Source organism: Mycobacterium sp. 852002-53434_SCH5985345 (genome assembly GCF_001667155.1).
Lineage (GTDB): Bacteria > Actinomycetota > Actinomycetes > Mycobacteriales > Mycobacteriaceae > Mycobacterium.
In genome coordinates this window covers 112,330-132,549 of the sequence record NZ_LZIE01000028.1, presented here as the reverse complement: position 1 = coordinate 132,549, position 20,220 = coordinate 112,330, and the positions used below count along the sequence as shown (strand labels likewise).

The window sequence follows — 20,220 nt, the reverse complement described above, 5'->3', positions numbered from 1 at the left end:
AATCAGTGAGAGTCGCCGTCACCGGCGCCGGCGGCGTGCTGGGCCGGGGCCTGACCTTCCGCTTGCTCAGCCAGGGCCACGACGTCACCGGATTCGCTCGTCATCGGCCCGAAAGTTGGCCCAGTGCAGCCGAATTCGTCGCAGCCGACGTCCGGGACGCCGATGCGGTCAACCGCGCGATCGCCGGCGCGGACGTCGTCGCCCACTGCGCGTGGGCGAACAGCCCGGGCGCCGACGCCCGGATCAGCCACCAGGTCAACGTCGAAGGCACCCGCAACGTTCTGCGGGCGGTGGCCGAAACCGGGGCCAGCAGGATCGTTTTCGCATCGTCGCCACATGTTTACGGTGGGGGAGACGCGCCGAAGACCGAGCACGATGCGAGAACGCCGGTGAGCGCAGAGGGCCAATGCAAGGCCCGGGTCGAGCAGATGCTCGAGGAGTCGGGACTGGAATGGGTCGCGGTCCGCTCCGCGCTGATTGTCGGCCGAAACGTCGATAACTGGGTGCGTCGGCTGCTGGCCCTGCCGGTGTTCCCCGACGGGTCGGCCGACCGTCTCATGCAGATCGTGCACCTCGACGACGCCCTCAGGCTATTCAACCGGGCGATCGTGGACACCGAAATCGGCACTGGCCCCGTTAATCTCGCGGCCTCGGGCGAGCTGACGTTCCAGCGCCTCGCCGCGGCGCTTGGACGCCCGGTCGTGCGGTTCGGCTTCGAGCTGGCCGAGCTGCAACTGGTGCACGGCGCGGCGTTCATGGATACCGCGCGGTTGCGTGAGCAGTGGGGATTCCGGCCGGCGTGGAACTCCGGTGAATGTGTCGAAGATTTGGCGCTCGCGGTGCGCGGCCGGGTAACGGTGGGCAAGCGGGTGGTGTCGGTGCCCTGGCGGATGGCCCACATCGGCGATCTCCCCTCCGTTGACGCACCGACCGAGGACGGGGTGAAACCCAATTGGGCTGGCCCAGTGGGAGATAACGGCGAGTTCGATACCCCGATCGACCCGCGCTTTCCGACCTTCCTGGCCACCAATTTGTCGGAGGCGCTACCGGGCCCGTTTTCGCCGGCGTCAGCATCGGTGACCGTGCGCGGGCTGCGCGCCGGCGGCGTGGCCATCGCCGAGCGGCTGCGGCCCGGCGGCATCGTCCAGCGCGAAATCGCCACCCGGACCGTCGCCGTTTTCGCCCACCGGCTCTACGGTGCCATCACCTCGGCGCATTACATGGCCGAAACCGTACCGTTTGCCAAGCCCGCGATGATCGTCAGCAACAGCGGATTCTTCGGCCCCAGCATGGCATCGTTGCCGATCTTCGGTGCGGAGCGCCCACGCTCCGAAACCAGCCGCATCCGAAAGCAACTGCGGACCGTTCGTAACATCGGGGTATTCGGCGTCAACCTCATCGGCCTGTCCGGCGGTTCGTCCAAAGACACCCACGAGTTCGTTGCCGATGTTGATCACCTGGAACGCCTGGCCGACGACGTCACCCGGCTGGACGAAGGCCGGCTGCTCAGCCTGATCTCGTTGGCGCGCGACGACGTGGTGCACGGCTGGGTGCTGGCATCCGCGTCGTTCATGTTGTGCGCCGCGTTCAACGTCCTGCTGCGCGGTCTGTGTGGTCGAGACACCGCTGCGCCGGCGGGCCCAGAACTGGTCAGCGCGCGTTCGGTCGAGGCAATGCGGAGGTTGGTGGTTGCCGCACAGCGCGACCCGAAAGTGACAGCGCTGCTGGCCGAACCGGGTGAGCGGCTGGGCAAGCTGGCCGTCGAGGCGCCGGAGTTTCACGCCGCCGTACTGGCCGAGCTTGCGCTGATCGGGCATCGTGGCCCCGCCGAACTCGAGATGCTGTCGATCAGCTACGCCGATGATCCCGAGTTGCTGGTCCGGATGGTGACCAGAGCCATGAGTGTCCCGCCGCCGCCCCAGCCGCAACGAGCCCCGATTCCACTGCACGCCAAGCCGATCGCACAGCTGGCAGCGCGACAGCTCCGCGACCGCGAGGTACGCCGCGACAAGGTGGTGCGGGCCAACTGGGTGTTACGGAACCTAATGCGCGAGTACGGGCGCAGGTTGGTCGAGGCCGGGACATTCGATACCGCCGACGATGTGTTCTATCTGCTCGTCGACGAGCTCGATGCGCTGCCGCCGGATGTGGGCGAGCTGGTGGCCCGGCGCCGGGCCGAACAACGCCGGCTGGCCGCCGTGGTTCCGCCGACCGTGTTCAGTGGGACCTGGCAACCCACCACAACGACGTCGGCGGCTCTCACCAGCGGGGAAACGCTGCGCGGTGTCGGCGTGTGCGGGGGGAAGGTGCGTGGCCGGGTGCGTATCGTGCGGCCCGAAACGATCGACGACCTGCAGCCCGGCGAGATCCTTGTCGCGGAGGTCACCGACGTCGGATACACCGCGGCATTCTGCTACGCCGCCGCCGTGGTGACCGAACTCGGCGGCCCGATGTCACACGCCGCGGTGGTGGCCCGCGAGTTCGGATTCCCGTGTGTAGTGGACGTTGCGGGCGCCACCAAGACTTTGCCGCCCGGCGCGCTTGTCGAGGTCGACGGCACGACCGGCGAAATACAAGTGCTCGAAGTGACCACTTAGGAGGCTGGCTCTCCTCGGCGTACCAGCAATGGTCTACGTCAGGCGGGGGTGAGGCGGATCGGCAAGCGGGTCGGTCCGCGTAGCGAGCTGTGGCTCGACCATTGCGTCGGACCCGCTGGAGTGATTCGGGCGACGCGAGTGACGAGTTGCCGTAGTACGGCTTGGGCTTCCATTCGGGCCAGCGGTGCTCCCAGGCACATGTGCGCGCCGTAGCCGAAGGCGACGTGCGCACGCGGGTCGCGGTCGGCGCGGTACTCGTCGGGATCGTCGAACGCGGTGGGGTCGCGGTTGGCCGCGCCGAAGGACAGCAGCACACGTGATCCGGTGGGGATGGTGACCTCGCCGATCCGGTAGTCGGCCCGGGTGTAGCGGTAGAGGTTTTGGATGGGTGTGGTGACCCGTAACTGCTCTTCGACGGCGAGGGGGATGAGGTCGGGGTTGTTGCGGATCAGGTCGTACTGGTCAGGATGGCGGGCGAGCGTGTCGAACATTCCGCCCAGGAGGTTGGTCGTGGTCTCGTTGCCTGCGATCAGTAGGTGGATGGCGATCAGCAGAAGCTGAGTGTCGGTGAGGCTGCCGTCGGTGTTGTGCTCGATGAGCCGCCCGAGCACGGTGTTGGACCCTTTGAGTCCGCCGGTTGCGAATTGGCTTGTGAAATAACGTTGTAACGCCACCATCGCTGATATCGACTTGGCCGCGTCGACGACACCGGAGAGCGTGGGCTTCAGTTCCATGACTCCAACGGCGCGTTCGGACCAACGACGAAAGTCGCCGACGTCGGTGTCGGGTACGCCCAGGATCTGGGCGATCAAGCGTATTGGCATCGGTATGGCCAAGCGCTGCACGACATCGCAGCCTTGGTCATTCAGCACATCGGTGACCAATTCGATGGCTAGCTTCTCGGTCATCTCCTGCCATGACTTCATGGCGCCCTTGCTGAATCCGGGCTGGACTTGCTTGCGCAGCCGGGTGTGTTCCTCACCATCGGTGAGCACCGCCAATGAGCCGGACATCCGCAGGCGCGTTACCCCTTGGGTGCTGGTGACCTGTTCGGTGTCGCGCAACGCGGCCCGCACGTCGTCAAGGCGGCTGATGATAAAGGCGGCCCGCCTCGGGTTGTAGTGCACGCGGCCGCTTCGGTGCAGGGTGCGGTACGCGTCGAACGGGTCCGCGGCAGTGGCAGGGTCCTGCGGGTCGTAGTCGGTGTTGATCGCGCCGGTCCAACCGTTGTAGCCGCGTCGGCGGGTCCGGACGGCGGCGGCGACATTCATCCGCACGAGACCAGCGACTGGTCTGAGGGTTTCGGTCGCCTTCTGGGCGGTCTCTGTGATCGACACCGTCGTTCCTATTCTGATCGCTGAACTGGGCGACCGTCGCCGCGTCGCGTGCGGAGTTGGGTACGAAGGATGCTGATCGTCAAGTAGGTGATGTAGCAAACGGACAATATGGGCGTTGGTCGACGCGTGTGCGGGCGCAGCATGAGAACGCCGAGCGCCGTTTCGATCGCGCCGTTGACGTATGTGAAAGTGCGAGCGTGGTGGGGGAAACCGAGGCGATTGAAGGGATCGAAGATCCACGGAACGAGGAAGTGCGCCATGCCGATCAGGCCGCCCAGTAGGCCAAGCGCTCGGCGTGCGCGTTCGCCGCGAGTGTCAATGTCCGCCATGGCGATGTTGTCCTTCTTCGCGGGGCTACGCGTTGCGCGCGGTCGCGATCATGTTCTTGAGCGTGAACGCCGCCAGAACGCCACCGTCGCAGGCGATGTCCACACCGGTGAGGTAGCCGGCTTTGGTCGAAGCGCAAAAAGCCAGCACTTCGGCGACCTCCTCGGGCTTTCCAAAGCGCTTCAACGCGGCCAGTTTTACCATCGCACCCGATCCGGCTTGCTCCTCCAACCTGCCCATCTCGGTGTCGATGCTGCCCGGAGAAACCGAGACGATCCGGGCACCGCGGCTGCCGAATCGGGCCGCTTGAGAGGCGCAGTACCACGTCACGAAGTTCTTGCTGATGGAGTACGCCAAACCGGGGCGCATTCCGGTCGGCATGATGTTGCAGGCCGAGGTCACCTTCGCCATGAAGCGGTCCTCGTTGCGCAGAGCGTCCTTGAACCGCCACTTGGGGATGAGCAGCCGAGGGAACATGTGCGCGGCCATGGACGCGACATTGACGATGGCGAACCCCTCACGCGCCAGCGGGAGGAACGCCTCGTTGACATGGACCGTGCCCAACGCGTTGATGCGCAGGATGTGCTCGGCATCGCCCATGCTGGGACTGACACCCGCCGTGTGGATCACCGAGGTCACCGAGCCCAACGATGTCGAGGTGGCGATCAGCTCGGCGACCGAAGAGCGGTCGGTCACGTCGCAGTCGACCGCCACGCAGTCGATGCCGAGGCTCTGAAGTTCGGCTGACGCCGCCTCCAGCCGGCTAGGGCTGACATCGCTGACGACGACCAGCCGGTCTTGCCCGACGATCTTGGCCGCGGCCAGTCCCATGCCACCCGCGCCTCCGGTGATGACGCACAGCTGCTCGTGCATGTAGTTGCCCTTAGAACCTGACGCCGGTCCTCGCGTTAGTGGCCGGTGCAGCCGGGTCAGCGATGACTACCGGTGAATTACGAGATGTTTTTTCTCGTTAATCCTGACACATCTTGGCGCCGTTGCCTAGGCGCGACGTCGAGCAATTGCTCTAGGTTCTCTATGTGAGCCAATCCCGGCGGGGACGACCACGGAGCGCGGCTGTGCACGAGGCGATCCTGGAAGCCACCCGGTCGCTTCTCGTCAAAGCCGGCTACAGCGGAGTCTCGATGGACAAGGTCGCCGCTATCGCCGGCGTGGGTACCCAAACGGTGTATCGACGTTGGCCGTCAAAAGGTCCCCTGGTGGCCGAGGCGGTCATGCAGGCCTACGACCAGACCAACTTCGCGCTTCCGGACACGGGAAACACGGTCGAGGACTTGAGAACATGGATGCGCGCGTATGCCGAAATCGGTTCGGCTGCCGAGAACGTCGCCCTCATCCGCGCTCTCGCTGCTGCCGCTGCTGAAGACTTGAGCGACCGCGACACCCTATACCGCCAACTCACCAGCCGTTTCCACGATGCAGTGTCAGATCGGTTACGCGTCGGAATCTCGGTGGGCCAGGTTCGGGGGGATGCCGACGTCGAAGCCGCCGCCGACGCATTAATCGGAGCCACGCTCTACCGGATGCTCAGCGTTACGACATCAGCCCATGAAACCACCGAACGCTACTACGGACTGATAGACACACTGATGTGCGGCATCTCGCCGCACAACTGAGCTTCTGGCACCCCACCTATCGCGCTTCAGGTATCGAACTCGAGCGGTAGGCGCGTGGGCCCACTCATGCCGAGAAGTGGCCGCCACGGCGGCTTTTCGGTGCACCGCGGATGCGTCAGGCGGCGGGAAAGAATCTTGAGCGCTTCAGAGAGTTCCCGCCGGGCAAGATTTGCGCCCAGGCAGTAGTGAGCTCCACCACCGAAGGTCAAGATGGGCGGCGGATCGTTGCGAGTGATGTCGAAGCGGGTGGGGTCCTCGTAGATCGACGGATCACGGTTGGCGGCATAGGTGTTCACGATGATGAAGGTGCCGGCCGGGAAGGTGTAGTCACCGACTGTGACGTCATCGGTGACACTGCGCAGGGTGCTGCACATCGACGGGGAGTGGCGCATCGTTTCTTCGACGGCTCTCATTCCGAGCTCGGGCTTGTCGCGGAGCAACGCCCACTGCTCTGGGTGCTCGCACAATACTTGCATCGAGGCGCCCAACTGCGTTCGGGTGGTGTCGGTTCCGGCCAGCAGGATGCTGAACGCCAGCATCTTGACTTCACCGGCGTCGAGGCGATCGCCTTGATCTTCTGCCCGGATGAGTTCCGAGAGTAGGTCGTGGGTCAGCGCCCCGCGTCGATTGGCGATCATCGCGTCGACGTATTCATCGAAAGCGTCCCAGGCCTTCAGAACCTTAGGCTCCTCCTCGGCGAGATTGCAGTCGAAGCTGACCACTTTGAAGATGTCCTCTGCCCATTTCGAGAACAGCTGCCAATCTTCCCGTGGCGCACCCAGCAGAGCGCAAATGACTGGAATCGGATATGGGCGCGCGATCTGCTCCACGAACTCGCAACTTCCTTCCGCGACAACCGCGTCGGCGAGCTCATTGATGACCGCATGGATCGTTTCGTCCATGCGGGCGGTTGCCCGGGGTGTGAATGCCCTCGACACCAGGCTGCGCAACCGGCGATGCGCGGCGCCGTTCATGCACAGGATGCTGGCAACGACACGATCCCAGAGCTCACCCGATGTCACACCGTGGGCGGTGAGGTGAATACCCGGCGGGATCACGAATCGCGGGTCGCCGAGGACGGTTCGGGCAAGTTCATAGGAGAGCACCTCCGGGCCCACGGGACCCAGCGCGATCGGTGCCACCTGCTGGGCGGCCCGAAATTGTGGATAGATCTCCTGGGGCGTGTCGGTAACGTCGTAGCGCAGCGTCGGTAGATCGGCGTCGAAGACGCTCGCTGGTGCGGTGTTGACGGTCACGGTGCTACTCCAATCACGGAATGTTGGTCGCCAGGAACGTCAGGGGCAGGCCCAGGATCGATACGTCGTTTTCGTCGAGGTAGGAGCCCTCGCCCTCGAAGTGCTGCCGGAATCGAGCTGTCGCACCGTAGCGCTCGGCCACAGCGTCAGCAGAAGAGGCGTCCGGCACTCCGATCACCACGGTGTACACGCCGTCGCCGTGACGTTGCAGGAACTCAGCCACCGCGCCGGCCACCTGCCCGGTCGACCCGGGTATCGGGCTGATCAGCTCGATACCCCGACTCCAGTCGAGGTCGATGTCCAAGCCGAGCTCGGTCAGCTGAAGGGGCTCGAAGGCGAATCCCAGATCGCTGAACATCTGCGTCGCGTCGGCATGTCGTTCCGGGGCCACGGCGAAGACGACATGATGCAGCGACGGTTCTTGCTTTGCGGTCATGGCCCGGCTTTCTGTTCAACTGGTTGTCAAGACTCCGCGCGGAAGGAGCAGCGGTAGGTCGGTGTAGGTGGTGATGCCGGGCGGCGCGGCGATGACGGCGGGTATCGCGGTGATCGCCGGCATTGCGGTGATGGTGAGGCCCAGCATGATGTAGTCGTCCAACGTCGTACCGTCAAAGTCCGGCGGTGGGAGGAAACTCAGCGTGGTTCTGATGGTCGGGCGGCCCTGCACCTCGACCGTGTAACCCATGTCCAGCGGCCAATCCGGTTCCAGCGTCTGTCCTTTTCGCCATTGGCCGCCGATTTCGATGACCTCTCGACCAGCCAGTATCCCTGTCCAGCGAACGTGGATGCCGGCGACGCAACCCTTCGCGATGGTCCAGTCTCCGGGCAGGTGCAGATCCTCCGTGGTCTGGGCGTACTCGGCTTGACAACGGACCTCGTCGAGCTCGACGCCGAGGGCGTCGGCGAGCAGTAACACGCCGTCGCGGAAGATGCCGGATCCTTTCTCGGTGACGGCCGGGAGGTCCTGCTGATCGATCGGATAGCCGAAGCCCATGGGTATCTCGGTCGCCGGAGAGTTATAGATCGTGGTATCAAAGGATTCCAGCACCGAAACCTTATCCACCCGGTCGGAGAGCCCCGCGGACACGATGGTCAACAGTTGGATGAAGCCGGGGTTGATGCCAGTGCCGAAGATGCTCGATCCGCCCGCTTCGCACGCCCGCGCGATCCGCTCGCGGCCCTCGCCGAGGAAATGGCCGGTGACGAACCCGGCCGTGCCCACCACGTTGATACCTGCTTCGAGGATGCGAACCAGCTCGTTCACATTGGCGAACATCGGGTTGTAGATAATGCAATCCGGCTTCAGCGCGAGCAGCGCCTCGACGTCGTTGGTGGCCTTCACGCCGAGGGTTTCGATTCCGCACAGCTCGCCGACATCGCGCCCGGCCTTCTCCGGCGACCAGGCGTAACACCCGACGAGCTCCAGTGTGGGATTGGCGGCTATCGCCCGCACCGAACTCTTGCCGACGTTTCCCGTCGTCCACTGGACGACGCGGTACGTCAAGGGTGTGACCCTGCGTGCTGTTGGGCGGCCTGGCGGGCGAGCCTATCGTTGTGGATCTTGACGAGTTCGCGGAACCCGAGCCTGTGGTATTTCGGTATCGGCTGGATGCCCCACACGTCCTGCGCGGTGGCCTTGCCCTCGGCGCCCTCCGGCGGCCCGAAGGGCGGGTACGGATACTTGCACTCCAGGGTGTCGTTGGAGTAGCGAATCTTGAGCAGCTCGCTGCAGATTTGGGTGAGGCTAAGCGTGGGGTAGCCGTAATAGACGGCCATGAAGGGCAACGTGAACGCACCTTCGAGCACGAGTGCCACCAGGCATACCAAGACGGCCCGCTTGATCCATTTGTGCATGCGTGCGTAGTACGGCGTGGTACCCGGCTCGAGATCCGTGGTCGGTTCTTGTTCTTCGGTGGGCGACGGTGCGGTCATGGCACAGCTCCTTGAGGCCTAGTCGGTGAAGATTTCGCGGTTGACGGTGTGCAGGTAGGGGATGGCGAGGAACGGGGTGATGTAGAAGATGTCGTAGAGCCACCAGCCGATGACCGGGAATACGACGCCGGCGTACCGCACGTCGGCGAACATGGTCATGTTGAAGACGTAGGCGGACCAGATCACCACGCCCATCCAGCAGGTGACGACCATCCACTGATGGCCCCACCGCTTCATCTGTAGGAACCCGATCGCCGCGGCGACCCGCATGGAGAACACCGTGAGGATCAGCCCGGCCACGTAGGCCTTCTCGCCCGGTCCCGCCGCGCCGCCGACCCAGAGCTCGTTGTAGTGCCAGAAGTAGCCCGCATCAAACATGTTGCCCCAGCCCACCATCAGGACCCGGTTGATCAACGTGTGGTTGGCGACCAGGTCCAGGGCCCAGCCCAGGCTGTTAAGCATTCCGTCGATGAGGACCAGATAACCGATCAGCGTCACGATCATGGGCCGCACCGACAGGCCGGCGCGCAGCGCTTGGCGCTGCAGCCACACCCCGCGCATGAAGATGGGGAATCCGATCAGGCCCGGCGCCCACATGCCCATCAATGCCGCGCCGACGATCATCCACTTGTCGGCGCGGCGCTGTGCCTGGCGGGACTCGTCGTGGTGATCCTCGAAGCTGACCGAGCCGGTTGCCTGCGCGGCAACAGGTTTCACAGGTCCCACCACCCTCGGGCGAATGACATGTACAGCTGGATGCCGAACATCGCCAGCAGGTAGCCGTAGATGAAGATCTGGAAGACGATGAGCGCCCTCTTGCGCTTCTGTTCCTGTTGGTCCATGCCGGGCTCCTTTCTCATGGGGTCGCGCTCGGGGCGTCGGTGGCGGCCAGGCTGGCTGCCGCGACTTCACGAAGTCCGTCGGTGACTGCGCCGTCGGTGCTCAGTGGCGCGAGTATGCACGCATCGGCCGCATCCAATTCGGTTGCGCCGGCGGCGATCAGGTGCGCGGTCGTGAGCAACACCCTGGTCGACGGCGGCTCGAAGTGAAAGGCTTCGTCGGCCGTGCGGATGGCAACCGCGCATTCGACCAACCGCCGCGCCGTCGTGAGGGGAATTCCGGCCTCGGCGACAATCACTTCGGCCTCGCGCTCGGGGGACAGATACCTCATCGCGAGTGTGACAAACCGCTGGCGGAACGACGGTTTGAGCTCCTTGAGCGAGCTGCGATACGCCGGGTTGTAGGAACACACCAGCATGAAGGTGTCCGGTGCCGTCACGACTTCGCCGGCGCGGTCGAGGTACAGCGCACGCCGGTGATCGGTGAGCGAATGCAGGATGGCCAGCGAGTCGTGGCGAGCTTCGACGACTTCGTCGAGATAGCAGATCGCGCCGGCTTTCACGGCCCGGGTCAGCGGGCCATCGGTCCACACCACGTCGCCACCGGTCACCATGAAGCGGCCGACGAGGTCGGAGCTGGTGAGGTCGTCGTGGCAACTGATGGTGACGACCGGTCGTTGCAACAGCAGGCCCATGTGCTCGACGAAACGTGTCTTGCCGCATCCCGTTGGGCCGGTCAGCATCACGGGCATGCGCTGGCGGAAGGCCTGCTCGAACAGCTGAACTTCGTTGCCGTTGGCGAAATAGAGATCGGTGGCAGCGTTCATGCGGCGACCAGTTCACGATGGACATGGGCCAACACCCTCGGGAGCTCCTCTACACGTTGGATTCGTTGCGACCGTCGGGGACCGAACACCTCGGGAAGGGGATCAACCCGGGTCGGTCCGACCCCGAGGTAGTACGTCGACACGCCGGCGTCGTTAGCCTCCTCGACGGCGTGCGCGGCATCCGCCCAGGCGTACCGGCCTTCATAGCCTTCATCGGAGATCAGGCCGTCGCCGATGACGATCAGCAGCCGACGCTCGGAGGCGTGCGCCAGGAGTCGGCTCGTCAAATGGCGCAGCGGCGCGCCGAGCCTGGTGTATCCGCGGGTGGGCAGGCCAAGCCCGCTTGGAGCCACCAGCCGGCGGTCTTCGAAGTCCTTGAGGCAATGGACCTCGACCCGATGGCGGGTATTGCCGGTGAATACAAAGACGCCGTGTCGCTCGCGCGCCAGTGTCATGGCGCGCGAAAGCGCGTCGGCACAGGCCAATTCCAGTCGAAAGATTCGCCCGCCGTGCACCCCGAGCGAGGAACTGCCGTCAAGCAGTACTGCCGTCGTGACGTCACGGGTGCTGGGCAGCAACTCACGGAATATCTTCGGCTCCTTGGCTTCGCCGGTGGTCAGGTCGATGTAGTGGTTGACGTATTGGTCGACGTCGAGGTCGGAGCCGTCCTCGAGGCGATTTGTCATCGCACGATGGGTGTGTTCTTCGAACCACTTCCGTACGTCGACGGCTACTGGCACAGGACGGCGACTGCGCCGGGCGTCTGCACGCTCGATCACGGCGACGTGGTCGTGCATGAACCGCTTTGTCCACATGTTCCATTCGGGATAGGGGATACCGGGCCGGTGTTCTGGCGTGACGTCGAAATCGTTGTCCTGGGGCCGGCTCGGCGGTGGCAGGTTGGGATTGCGGACGCCGCCGTCGCCGCCGACGGGAACCGAGTACGGCCGCGGAAGGCGCTTTTGCGTTGTCGTCCATGGCATCCTGCCGAAGCTGCGACGCAACCGGTCGGTCACCCCCTGCGGCATCGTGTAAGCCAGCGGCAGATTGCCCAGCAGTGGATGAACCGTCAATGCCTGCTCTTTGGCCGCCAACGCAATTGCCCTGTTGAGCATGTGTTCCGCGGCCATATCGCCGGCTTCGGGATCGATCTCCGGAAGCAGCCGCTGCAGCTCGGGCAGCAGGCCCGGCCATCGCGATGCTATCCAGCCAAGCGCGACGCCGGCTTCGACAAGCGTGAGCGCACGCAGCTCGCGAGCGGACAACTCATTCAGACGATATTCGGTGATTCGTTCTTTCGACGGCGAACATTGAAGGGCCACACCGCATGTCAGGGTTCTGCGTGTCCAGCCGGGGTTCGACAGGCCGGTCGCGGGGTAGGGAACATGAACGAACGTGAGCGCGGCATTCAGACCGAAGCAACGCCGATCACCGGTGACGAGCCGGACGCCCTCGCGACGTTGCTCACTGAGCGCGACGGCCGTCACGGAGCAGCTCCGTTCCAGGGCCATCGCCGCGGAATCTTCAGCCATCAGGGGCATCCCATGCGTTCCGGCGGCCCGGTCCACCGTTCAGAAAGTACCGATGTTGGAGAACAGCCAATACCAGAACCAGATGATCAGGCCGGTGCCGCCCCACGCGGCGACGTAGCGAAGGATTTCCCACACATAGCCCACGATTTGACCTCCTCGGTGACGTAGTCATGCGATGCGTGCTGAGATCTCGAAAACTTTCTCGGTACAGCGAGACTCCCCGGCGATCGGCTTGTCGACTGGATTCCACGTCGCGCATGTCAGTCGGAGAAGAGTTCGCGGTTGACGGTGTGCAGATAGGGGATTGCCAGGAACGGGGTGATGTAGAAGATGTCGTAGAGCCACCAGCCGACGACCGGCAGTACGACGCCGGCGAAGCGCACGTCGGCGAACATGGTCATGTTGAAGACGTAGGTAATCCAAATCACCACGCCCATCCAGCAGGTGACGACCATCCACTGATGGCCCCATCGCTTCATCTGCAGGAAGCCGATCGCCGCCGCGATTCGCATGGTGAAGACCGTCAGGATGAGACCGACCTCCATGGCTTTTTCGCCAGGACCGGCCGCGCCGCCGACCCAGAGTTCGTTGTAGTGCCAGAAGTAACCGGCGTCGAACATGTTGCCCCACCCGTTCAGCAGCACACGGGCCAGCAGAGTATGGCTTGCCACCAGGTCGAGTGCCCATCCGACAGTGTTGATCGCGGCGTCGATGATGACCAGGTAGCCGAGCAACGTGACCAGCATTGGACGGACGGAAAGCCCATCCCGTTGGGCTCTGCGCAGTAACCGCACTCCCCAGAGGAACAGTGGCAGGCCGAAGACGCCGAGGGCGGCGGTGCCGATCAGGAGACTGCCGGAGATAAGCCACTTGTCGGCCTGACGCTGCGCGTATTGCGACCGCTCCATGTGTTCGTCGATTGTCAGCCCCGGTGAGGCAGCGCCACCTGGCCCGGCTCCCGTGCCAGTGCCGGCATCACGCTGTCGCAGCTTCGGCAGATTCACGAACCCTCCATCCGATTGGATCGGCTTCCGCACTATAACAGGCTGACTACAGTCAGCAGAAGGCCGCGACACCGCCGCATGAAAGCTGAAGTTGATCTTTTGGTCCCGACTGCTGCACAGTGCCATTAGCCGGTTCAGCGGCTAGATCCGAGCGAACTGCCGCCGCTGAAGCTGCAGCTCCGGCGGGCTATTACTGACAAAAGTCAGCCCTGAATCGTTGACACACCATTCAAGGCGCGCCTACGCTCAGCGAGCACTCAGCCGTTCCGGCCCTGCAAGAGGAGTAGCGATGACACCCAAGTCGCCGCCCGAGAAGAAGTATCGCGTAATCCAGTGGGGCGTCGGCAATGTCGGGACGATCGCGCTCCGTCATTTTGTTCACAACCCTGCCTACGAACTGGTCGGAGTGCTGTGCAATCGTCCGGAGAAGGTGGGCAAGGACGCCGGCGAACTGTGCGGAAAAGCACCGACCGGTGTGTACGCGACCAACGACAAGGCTGTCGTCGAGGCACTCGATGCCGATTGCGTGTTCTATGCGCCCTTATGGTCGGACCCAGATGAGGTGTGCCGCTTGCTGCGCGGCGGCAAGAACGTCGTCGCGTCAGGTGGCGCGTGGTGGTATCGAACCGAGCACAGCCGGGCGGACATCGACAAGATCGACGCCGCCTGCCACGAGGGCGGCACGTCGTTTCATGCCGGTGGTGTGAATCCGGGTTTTGCCGGCGACCTGCTCGTCCTGACACTGGCGCGGATCGTCAGTCAGATCGACACTATTCATATCTACGAGGTGGTGAATTTCGGGCGGGACACGCTGAAGTACTTGTTCGAGATGGGCATGGGGAGCGATCCGGCCGGGTTTGAGGATGGCCCGAATCTGCTGGGGCAAGCATGGCCATTGTTCGCGCAGTCGATGGCAATGGTCGTGGAGGGAATGGGTAAAACGGTTGACAAGTACACGACCGAGGTGGAGCTCGGCGTCGCCACGCGGGACATCCCCTTCGAAGGCGGGGAGACCAGCGACATGCCGGGCTTCAAGGGCGTGATCAAGAAGGGCACCGTCGCTCGCCAGCATCACAAATGGACGGCGTGGGTCGAGGGGAGACCTCTCATCATTTTTCATGAGATATACACAATGGATACCTTCGATGCTATTGAACCGCAAGAGGATTGGCCCCAGCATTACCACTACCGCATAGTGATCGAGGGCGATTCATCCACCGAGCTGATCTTGCAGGGGGCGCGGGACCCGAATGGCGGCTACGCCCTGCCCGGCTATACCTGGACCGCGATGGGGCCCGCGAACGCGATTCCCGCGGTTTGCGACGCTCCACCGGGGTTCATGTCCCACAAGGAACTCGGGCTCATGCCGCTGCGAGGCGTCATACGGCCTTAGTGCCGCCGCGCGTTAAGGCTTCAGGCTGCGCAATGTCCTCGCGACGTAGTCTTCCAGCAGGGCGTGGCCGGTCGGCCAGTGGTTGGTCGTAATCAACAGGGCGTAGAGGCCCAGCAGAAAGAACACCGCACTGTTCATGGGATTGACGTCCGGATCGGTCTCACCGCATTCTTGAGCCCGCGCGATCTCCTGGGCGACCAATACGATCAGAGGGTGATCCCTGCCGTCTTCGGTAGGGGGACGAGTTTGGGAGAAATGCAGTGCGAGAAAGTCATTGAAGAGCAGATCGCCTAGCCGACGTTCCAAGCCGACCACCAAGCGGACCGCCTCGTTCAACGAAGAAACAAGATCGTGCTTGGACTTCAAGAATTGAGCGAACTGCTTGGCTATCCGGTCTTCTTCGCGACGCTCCAACTCCAGCAGCACGTGCTCTTTGGTGGGGAAGTGGAAAAAGAAGGTGCCGTGGGCAACCCCTGCCGCGGCCACGATGGCACTGACGTCGGCCTCGGCCATACCGGCGCGGGCGAACTCGGCGATCGCGGCGCCCATCAATCGCTCCCTCGTCTGCAGGCGCTTCGCTTCGCGTGCCGACACCCGGTCCGTCACAGCCATCTCAATTCCTCACAGTTGACCCGACTCCGGCAAGAGTTCCAAGGATAACTAAGCCATTATGCCGTGTTATCGCCAAAAAGGCTTGCATAACTTGACTATTGTCGGATCGCACCGACCGCCACAGATCCCGATCGCACAATATCGTTGACTTTAGTCAGCAATACTCCCTAGATTGAACTCGCACTTACCACGCATGGTCAAAGGAGCCCCGGCATGGCATTGGAGCAGTTCCGCCTCGATGGACAGGTCGCAATCGTCACTGGCGCCGGGAAGGGCGTCGGCGCGGGCATAGCGCGGGTCTTGGCGGAGGCGGGCGCCACGGTCGTCGGGACCGCACGCACCGAGGCGGACATCGTCGGCACGATTCGAGGCATCGAGGCCGCGGGCGGCAAGGGGCTGGCGCTCGTGGCCGACGCGATGAGTCGTCCCGACGGGGAGCGGGTCGTGAACGCCGCGATGGAGCGGTTCGGCCGCATCGACATTCTGGTCAACAATGTCGGTGGGTCGACCTACGCGCGGTTCTTGGACATCACCGACGAGGACTTCCGGCACACGTTCGACTGGTGCGTGACGTCGGCGTTCATCATGAGTCAGCTCGCTGCCCCACACATGCTCAGCGCCGGACACGGTTCCATCATCAACATCTCGTCGGGCTCGGCCCGGTTCGGCATCCGCGCACTGACCGCATATTGCGTCGCGAAGGGCGGCCTGGAAGCGCTAACCCGCGCTATGGCACAGGAACTCGCCCCAAAAATTCGCGTCAACGCCATCGCCCTGGGTTCGTTCGCCACCGACGGCCTGAAGGGCAGCCTGGATCTGATGCCCGGTTCGCTGGAGAAGATGCAGGAGGCCACGCCGCTGCACCGGCTGGGCGACGTCGAGGACCTGGGGCGGCTCGCGGTATATCTCTGCACCCGCGATTGTTACGCAACAAACGCGACCTTCCACGTCGACGGCGGCATCGACTCCAACAATTCGCCGCTGCCGATACCCGACTACTGACCCCGCGCCGCGATTGGACGCGCCATGATGGTGCATCATCCGCCGCTGGAAGGACGAAGGTAACCGTGCGCAGAGTCATCCAATTCTCCACCGGAAACGTGGGCCGGCACTCGTTGCGAGCCATCATCGGCAGACCGGATCTCGAACTGGTCGGCGTGCACGCCGCCAGCGCCGAGAAGATCGGTCAGGATGCGGCGCGGTTGTGCGGACTGGACGAACCGACCGGTGTCATCGCCACCGACGACATCGACGCGCTGGTGGCCCTGGGCGCCGACTGCGTGGTTTACACGTCGCAGGGCGAAACTCGGCCGATGGAAGCCATCGAACAGATGGCCAAGTTCCTCGCGGCAGGCACCAATGTCGTCGGCACGTCGATGGTCTGGCTGGTCACACCGCGCCACGCCGACGATTGGCTGCGGGAGCCCCTGGAGCGTGCTTGTGCGGCCGGCGACGCCTCGCTCTATGTCAACGGCATCGACCCCGGTTTCTCCGGCGATACGCTGGTGCATTCGGCGGCCAGCCTGACCACCCGCATCTCCTCGATCACCGTGCAGGAGATCTTCGATTACGGAAACTACGACGACGCCGAGTTCACTGGTGCTGCAATGGGATTCGGGTCGAAGCCGGACGATGACTCGCCGATGATGTTTCTGCCCGGGGTGATCGTGTCGATGTGGGGCGGTCAGGTCCGCAGCCTGGCGGACAATCTCGACATCAAACTGGACGAGGTGCGCCAGCGCGTCGAACCCTGGTACACGCCGGAACGAATCGAATGCACAATGATGACGGTGGAGCCCGGACAAATGGCCGCGGTGCGCTTTGCCACCGAGGGCGTACGTGACGGCGAGCCGGTGATCACCCTCGAGCACGTCACCCGGCTCACTCAGGCCGCGGCGCCCGACTGGCAATACCCACCCGACGGGTATACCGGCGTACACCGCGTCGTCGTGGAGGGTGAGCCGCGGGTGGAAATCAACACCCACGTGTCCCATCCGGTACTGGATTCCACTGACGCCGGCTGTATTTCGACGGCGGGGCGGGCCGTCAATGCGATCGACTGGGTGTGCCGCGCACCTCAAGGACTGCTCGGGGTCGAGGACATCCCGCTGTCGGCGACGATGCGCGGCCTGATGTGGAACGAGCGGTAGCCGGGTGACACCACATGAGGGGCGTGTTGCCGGTAAACGCATTCTGATCACCGGCGCCGCCCGCGGGATGGGCCGAGGCCACGCCCTGCGGCTCGCCGAGGAGGGTGCGGACCTCATCCTGGTCGACGTCTGCCAATCCTTGCCCCAGGTCGAGTATCCGCTGGCAACAGAGGACGACCTGGCCGAAACAGTTCGCCTGGTACGGGATTTCGGCCATGGCTGTACGAGCTACGTCGTCGATGTTCGCGACGAGGCGCAGTTGCGCGCGGCCGTTGATGACGGCGTGAGCGAGCTTGGCGGGCTCGACGGCGCTGTGGCAAACGCCGGTGTGCTGACTGTGGCGTCCTGGGACAAGACAACCGCCGATCAGTGGCGCACGGTGGTCGATGTCAATCTCATCGGGGTGTGGAACACCTGCGCGGCCGCGATACCGCACTTGCTCGACCAGGGCGGCGGCAGCCTGGTCAATGTCAGCTCCGCCGGTGCGATCAAGGGCTTTCCGCTGCAGACGCCCTACACGGCGGCCAAGCATGGTGTGGTCGGGCTGACGCTGGCCTTGGCCAACGAACTGGCGGCACAAAGCGTTCGCGTCAATACCCTGCTGCCGACCGGTGTCCCCACGGGGATGGTCCCGCCGTCGTTCGGGCCCCTCCTGGGTGAGCAACGGTCCGACCTGATTCCCATCTTCGTCAACGCGATGCCCACTCCGGCCGTGGAACCCGTCGACGTCAGCAACGCGGTGCTGTTCCTGCTATCCGATGAATCCCGATATGTGACGGGGCTCGAGTTCAAAGTCGACGCCGGGGTGACCATCAACTAAATCGCTCAGAGCGGCCAGCTATTCGGCCCGATCTCGTAACGCAGCGCAGCGGCCGGCGGCAACGGCTGTCGATCGTTGACCGAAATCGCATCGACGACGAGTGCGACATAGCGTCGCCATCCGTCGCTGCCCGACTCCATCGTCGACAGCACGCTGAAGAGCATCGCGATCAGGCGCGGGAGGTCATCGGCGACCAGGTCGGCGCGGATGCTGCCTACGCGCTGGCCTTCTCGGGCAAGCTCGCCGAGCGCCTCGTTAAGCGAAACCGAGATGTCGGATGTGAGCGCCCCGGCCCGGCGCGCGGCAGTCAGCAGGTTGTGTTCGCGCGCCCCCAATGAAATAGCCGTTTCGATCAGCTGAGTGAGACCGCGTAGCGGATCCTTCGCGTGGCGGGCGGCGTCGATCATCGGCGTGAGGTCCTCCGCGATGCTCTGATCCAGGGCGGCGCGGACCAGGTCGGCCTTCGCCGGGAACCTGCGGTACAGGGTTCGCTCACCCACCCCCGCGCGGCGAGCGACCGCCTCCACCGGGGCGTCGGGGCCCAAGTCGCCGTAGACCTCGCGCGCCGCGCGCAGGATGCGCTCGACGTTGCGAGCCGCGTCCGCCCGCAACGGCCGGTCTGCAACCGCGGTCATGGTGACAGCCTAACTGACAGTTGACTGCCAACAAGGGGAGCTTTACGCTCTACAACTGGCAGACAACTGACAGTTAATGGGAAACGCGGCTTATGTCAACAGCTTCCAAATCTTTCGGAACCGCCGACGCCAGCCCTGACGCCGAACTACCGGTGCTACCGGTGCCCCGGCCTGGACACTGCCCGCTCGCGCCGCCACCCGAGTTCGCGGACTGGCGCGAACAACCCGGGCTGCGACGTGCGATCTTCCAGGGCAAACCGGTATGGGTGGTCAGCCGATACCGGGACATCAGGGCGGCACTGGTCGATCCGCGCTTGTCCGCGAAGACCATCCCGGACTCCATAATGCCTACGGACGCTGACAACAAAGTCCCCGTGATGTTCGCTCGGACCGACGACCCCGAACACCATCGGATCCGGCGCATGATGACCAGCAACTTCACCTTCCGGCGTTGCGAATCGATGCGGCCGCACATCCAGGAAGTGGTCGACCACAATCTCGGCCAAATGATCGCCAACGGTGCGCCTGCGGATCTGGTGCGCGAATTCGCCTTGCCGGTGCCGTCTATGGTGATCGCGCTGTTGCTGGGAGTGCCGCCCGAAGACCTCGAACTCTTCCAACGCAACACCACGACCGGCCTCGACCAGAAGTCCACCGACGCGGAAAAGGGCCAGGCCTTCGGCGCCATGTACGCCTATATCGAGGAGCTGGTGAAACGCAAAGAACGCGAACCCGGAGACGACCTGATCAGCCGCCTGGTCACCGAATACGTGGCGACGGGCCAACTCGACCGTGCCACCACGGCCATGAACGGGGTGATCATGATGCAGGCGGGCCACGAAACCACCGCCAATATGATTTCCTTGGGAACCATTGCGCTGCTGGAACATCCGGAAGTCTTCGAGCGACTCGGACAAACCGACGACCGTGCCGCCATCGCGAACATCGTCGAAGAACTCATGCGCTACCTCACCATCGTGCACAGCCAGGTCGATCGCGTGGCGACTGAAGATCTGATGATCGGTGGTGAGCTGATTCGCGAGGGCGAGGTCGTCATGATGAGCCTGCTTGCCGGAAACTGGGACGCCGAATTCGTCGATAATCCTGAATCCTTCGATGCCGACCGAAACACCCGCGGACACTTGGGCTTCGGGTACGGCGTGCACCAATGCATCGGCGCGAACCTGGCCCGCGTCGAGATGCAGGTCGCGTTCGCCACGCTGGCGCGCCGACTACCCGGGCTGAAGCTGGCGGTGCCGCCGGAGAGACTGAGATTCAAAGAGGCTCACATCTACGGCATGAAAGAGCTTCCGGTCACCTGGTGA

21 protein-coding genes are annotated in these 20,220 nt (G+C 64.0%); 7 read left to right on the top strand and 14 right to left on the bottom strand.

Going from position 1 to position 20,220, the window contains the following annotated elements; all coding sequences use genetic code 11:
- Positions 1 to 5: 5 nt before the first annotated feature.
- Complete coding sequence (locus A5756_RS06155; protein ID WP_066948957.1) at positions 6 to 2,597, top strand: sugar epimerase family protein; 2,592 nt, start codon at positions 6 to 8, stop codon at positions 2,595 to 2,597.
- 38 nt (positions 2,598 to 2,635) lie between these two features.
- Here the strand turns inward: A5756_RS06155 and A5756_RS06150 are convergent, their stop codons facing one another.
- From A5756_RS06150 to A5756_RS06140, 3 genes are all read right to left on the bottom strand, one after another.
- Positions 2,636 to 3,868, bottom strand: a complete 1,233-nt coding sequence (locus A5756_RS06150) for a cytochrome P450 (RefSeq protein ID WP_082959992.1) — start codon at positions 3,866 to 3,868, stop codon at positions 2,636 to 2,638.
- A gap of 74 nt (positions 3,869 to 3,942) precedes the next feature.
- Positions 3,943 to 4,263 carry a hypothetical protein gene (locus A5756_RS06145; RefSeq protein ID WP_066948952.1) on the bottom strand — a complete coding sequence of 107 codons (321 nt, stop codon included), beginning with the start codon at positions 4,261 to 4,263 and terminating at the stop codon, positions 3,943 to 3,945.
- Positions 4,264 to 4,288: 25 nt separating this feature from the next.
- On the bottom strand, positions 4,289 to 5,134 hold the full coding sequence (locus A5756_RS06140; RefSeq protein WP_156659269.1) for an SDR family oxidoreductase: 846 nt from the start codon (positions 5,132 to 5,134) through the stop codon (positions 4,289 to 4,291).
- A 203-nt stretch (positions 5,135 to 5,337) separates the two neighbouring features.
- Between A5756_RS06140 and A5756_RS06135 the strand changes: the two genes are divergently transcribed.
- Positions 5,338 to 5,895, top strand: a complete 558-nt coding sequence (locus A5756_RS06135) for a TetR/AcrR family transcriptional regulator (protein WP_232005327.1) — start codon at positions 5,338 to 5,340, stop codon at positions 5,893 to 5,895.
- A 26-nt stretch (positions 5,896 to 5,921) separates the two neighbouring features.
- Here the strand turns inward: A5756_RS06135 and A5756_RS06130 are convergent, their stop codons facing one another.
- The 9 genes from A5756_RS06130 to A5756_RS06095 all read right to left on the bottom strand — a co-directional run bounded on the left by A5756_RS06130 (position 5,922) and on the right by A5756_RS06095 (position 13,189).
- Positions 5,922 to 7,151, bottom strand: a complete 1,230-nt coding sequence (locus A5756_RS06130) for a cytochrome P450 (RefSeq protein WP_066948946.1) — start codon at positions 7,149 to 7,151, stop codon at positions 5,922 to 5,924.
- A gap of 13 nt (positions 7,152 to 7,164) precedes the next feature.
- Positions 7,165 to 7,587, bottom strand: a complete 423-nt coding sequence (locus A5756_RS06125) for a hypothetical protein (RefSeq protein WP_066948938.1) — start codon at positions 7,585 to 7,587, stop codon at positions 7,165 to 7,167.
- A gap of 15 nt (positions 7,588 to 7,602) precedes the next feature.
- Entirely contained in the window at positions 7,603 to 8,655 is a 1,053-nt protein-coding gene (locus tag A5756_RS06120) for a dihydrodipicolinate reductase (protein WP_066948936.1), read from the bottom strand.
- The gene (locus A5756_RS06115; RefSeq protein WP_066948933.1) at positions 8,652 to 9,083 is read right to left on the bottom strand and encodes a hypothetical protein; all 432 of its coding nucleotides are present in this window, start codon (positions 9,081 to 9,083) and stop codon (positions 8,652 to 8,654) included. Before A5756_RS06115 ends, A5756_RS06120 begins: the two co-directional genes overlap by 4 nt.
- A gap of 18 nt (positions 9,084 to 9,101) precedes the next feature.
- Entirely contained in the window at positions 9,102 to 9,800 is a 699-nt protein-coding gene (locus tag A5756_RS06110; protein ID WP_066948930.1) for a hypothetical protein, read from the bottom strand.
- Positions 9,797 to 9,925 carry a hypothetical protein gene (locus A5756_RS26610; RefSeq protein WP_255360743.1) on the bottom strand — a complete coding sequence of 43 codons (129 nt, stop codon included), beginning with the start codon at positions 9,923 to 9,925 and terminating at the stop codon, positions 9,797 to 9,799. The genes A5756_RS06110 and A5756_RS26610 overlap by 4 nt, the downstream gene beginning before the upstream one ends.
- Positions 9,926 to 9,939: 14 nt before the next feature.
- A complete protein-coding gene (locus tag A5756_RS06105) occupies positions 9,940 to 10,749 on the bottom strand; it encodes a CbbQ/NirQ/NorQ/GpvN family protein (RefSeq protein ID WP_066948927.1) in 810 nt (269 codons plus the stop codon).
- Complete coding sequence (locus tag A5756_RS06100) at positions 10,746 to 12,281, bottom strand: nitric oxide reductase activation protein NorD (protein WP_066949139.1); 1,536 nt, start codon at positions 12,279 to 12,281, stop codon at positions 10,746 to 10,748. The genes A5756_RS06105 and A5756_RS06100 overlap by 4 nt, the downstream gene beginning before the upstream one ends.
- A gap of 260 nt (positions 12,282 to 12,541) precedes the next feature.
- Positions 12,542 to 13,189, bottom strand: a complete 648-nt coding sequence (locus tag A5756_RS06095; protein WP_197505325.1) for a hypothetical protein — start codon at positions 13,187 to 13,189, stop codon at positions 12,542 to 12,544.
- A gap of 385 nt (positions 13,190 to 13,574) precedes the next feature.
- Here A5756_RS06095 and A5756_RS06090 point away from each other — a divergent pair, with 385 nt between their 5' ends.
- Positions 13,575 to 14,678, top strand: coding sequence for a dihydrodipicolinate reductase (locus tag A5756_RS06090; protein ID WP_066948920.1), 1,104 nt, complete (start codon positions 13,575 to 13,577; stop codon positions 14,676 to 14,678).
- Positions 14,679 to 14,690: 12 nt separating this feature from the next.
- Here the strand turns inward: A5756_RS06090 and A5756_RS06085 are convergent, their stop codons facing one another.
- Positions 14,691 to 15,290, bottom strand: a complete 600-nt coding sequence (locus A5756_RS06085; RefSeq protein ID WP_066948917.1) for a TetR/AcrR family transcriptional regulator — start codon at positions 15,288 to 15,290, stop codon at positions 14,691 to 14,693.
- A 213-nt stretch (positions 15,291 to 15,503) separates the two neighbouring features.
- Here A5756_RS06085 and A5756_RS06080 point away from each other — a divergent pair, with 213 nt between their 5' ends.
- From A5756_RS06080 to A5756_RS06070, 3 genes are all read left to right on the top strand, one after another.
- Complete coding sequence (locus tag A5756_RS06080; RefSeq protein ID WP_066948915.1) at positions 15,504 to 16,292, top strand: SDR family NAD(P)-dependent oxidoreductase; 789 nt, start codon at positions 15,504 to 15,506, stop codon at positions 16,290 to 16,292.
- Positions 16,293 to 16,357: 65 nt separating this feature from the next.
- A complete protein-coding gene (locus A5756_RS06075) occupies positions 16,358 to 17,440 on the top strand; it encodes a dihydrodipicolinate reductase (protein ID WP_066948913.1) in 1,083 nt (360 codons plus the stop codon).
- A 4-nt stretch (positions 17,441 to 17,444) separates the two neighbouring features.
- Positions 17,445 to 18,260: a mycofactocin-coupled SDR family oxidoreductase gene (locus tag A5756_RS06070; RefSeq protein WP_066948906.1), complete on the top strand. Its 816-nt coding sequence runs from the start codon at positions 17,445 to 17,447 to the stop codon at positions 18,258 to 18,260.
- Between the two features lie 5 nt (positions 18,261 to 18,265).
- On the opposite strand, the gene A5756_RS06065 is transcribed toward A5756_RS06070, so the two are convergent.
- Complete coding sequence (locus A5756_RS06065; protein WP_066948903.1) at positions 18,266 to 18,895, bottom strand: TetR/AcrR family transcriptional regulator; 630 nt, start codon at positions 18,893 to 18,895, stop codon at positions 18,266 to 18,268.
- A gap of 92 nt (positions 18,896 to 18,987) precedes the next feature.
- Here A5756_RS06065 and A5756_RS06060 point away from each other — a divergent pair, with 92 nt between their 5' ends.
- Entirely contained in the window at positions 18,988 to 20,220 is a 1,233-nt protein-coding gene (locus A5756_RS06060) for a cytochrome P450 (RefSeq protein WP_066948900.1), read from the top strand.